The 2,106-nt window shown below is 41.3% G+C and carries 1 protein-coding gene; it reads right to left on the bottom strand.

All coding sequences use genetic code 11. The annotated features are described in order from the left end of the window. Positions 1-1,827: TonB-dependent receptor plug domain-containing protein (locus AC29Z1_RS15185; protein ID WP_488272300.1), on the bottom strand; the 1,827-nt coding region annotated here is incomplete at its 3' end. Positions 1,828-2,106 lie beyond the last annotated feature (279 nt).

Below are 2,106 nucleotides of genomic sequence, written 5' to 3'. Positions count from 1 at the left end.
GAAATTACAGGGTGCGACATAATAGTCGGTAGAGCCGGATGAATACATTACATCATCCCGATCTAAAATATTGCATACACTAAGAATAATATCACTATCTTTTGTCATACTGTAATTTACATTTAGATTTGTCAGCAAATACGGTTTCACATCTTTTCCATTAGCCACTCTGTCCCCTAAATAAGTGCCACGCAAGCTGGTGCGCCATTTCCCCTGCTGATAGGTAGTGCCGCCGGTCAATTGCAGCCGTGCATAATCCCGCACCCAGCCGCTCGACTTTCCATCCTCGGTTGTCTTAGTGCGCGGATTACTGTACGTCACTCCCCAATTATAGGTCCACCCTTTTTTACCAACAATATCACAGGACAATTCAATCCCTGTGTTTTTTAGGTCTTCATTATCATAGGTAAAATCTCCTGTTTTGTCATTCCATTCTGCAGTAATATTATCTTCAATGGAATAATTGAAGAGTGCAAGGCGCCAGCGGTGGTCCTCTGTGGTTTTCTTCCAGCCAAGTTCATAATGCATACCGCTTTGCTCTTTCAGCGCTGCTCCTTCTCTGGTTTTATAAATTTGATGCAAATACGGCATTTTATAGGATTGACCAATGTTCATATACAGATTTTCATCTTGGCCTAATTTATGAATCAACTGTGCCTGCCCACTAAAATTACTAGTATTCAAATCGCTCGGCGCCCCTGTTGTCCAGGACTCACGGGCACTCAAAATCATTGTGTTCAATTTGCTCAGCGGTTTTTCATATTGGGTGTAGACTGAAAAATTATTTCTCGAAAATTCACTTGTACCACTTGGCGTATATTCTTCTTTTTGATACGAGCCGCCAACTAGCCACTTGCTATCTCTGATATTCCAGTCTTTCTGCACATCAAAGCCCAGGTTATTATTTTCTTCTTTATCTCTACTTATTTTCCCGTCTTTTAACGTTAAGGCATTTTTCATTCTCGTCCGGTCAACATAATAAACAGTTGCCTTCATATGATCTTCTTGATAATTCAATTGCAAATTATTGCGTTCCACATCTTGTTTGGTGTCTGTGGCCTTTGCGCCTTGCGTAATGTAATGATATTCAGAGTCCACCCGGTTATAGTACAAGCTCAACTGTTCATCAAACTGATAGTTTAAACTGAAGTTATTGTTTTCCGGACCCTTCCAGCTTTTCCCGTCACTGGCAACATTTTTTCTTGTTCCCCATTTAGAATATTGATACCCTAAGCCTAATTTCCCAGTTTGCAAGCTAAGACTTTGCTCTTGCTGACCATAATTGCCGAATGATGCTTTAACATAATTTTGTCTTTCTTTTTTTGTAATAATATTAATTACGCCACCGGTGGCTTCGCTGCCATACAAGACCGAACCGCCACCACGAATGACTTCCACTCTCTCAACATTTTCGACGGGAATATCACTTAAATCATAAGTACCCCGTATATTAATCGGCGTTCCATTAACCAATACCAGCGTGCCATTTCCCACGCCGCGAATAACCAATTTACTCGTCATATTCCCCATAGAGGTTCCAGCCGTTCCATAGCCCTGCATCTCAATGCCTGTCATGAATTTTAAAGCTTCATATAAATTTGCCGCCCCGGTATTTTGTAAATCGGCTTCCGTATATACCTCTGTCGAGGCAGCAATATCTACATCTTTCTTTTCGTACCGCTGAGCTGTTACGATCATCTGGTCCAAAGTAAAGTCCGGATTTGATTCAGCTGCTGCATTTGTCACCTGACCCAAAACAGAGCCTGTAATAAGCATGGTCACTAGAATACCTTTACGCAGATTTATGCGTTTATCTTTTCTTTTCATTTTTAAATATCTCTCCTCAAAATAATCATGTTTAATGCAATAAAGCTACTATGGACTATTCAATATAAACTACTACATAAACTACTGCAAACAATTCGCCTGTTATTTATCTTCCCTCCCTATTCCCTTACTTTCTCCATAGTCCAAACACTAATAGCCAGCAATACAGCAACATATGCCAGCATAATCAGCCAGGATAAAGCCGCCGGTTCGCCGCCGCTGGTTATGGCCCTAAGGGCGAAGCTAGCATGGGTCAGCGGCAAAAGTTCCAATACCCAC

It is taken from the genome of Sporomusa sp. (assembly GCF_057736855.1).
This window is presented reverse-complemented; position numbering and strand designations above follow the sequence as displayed.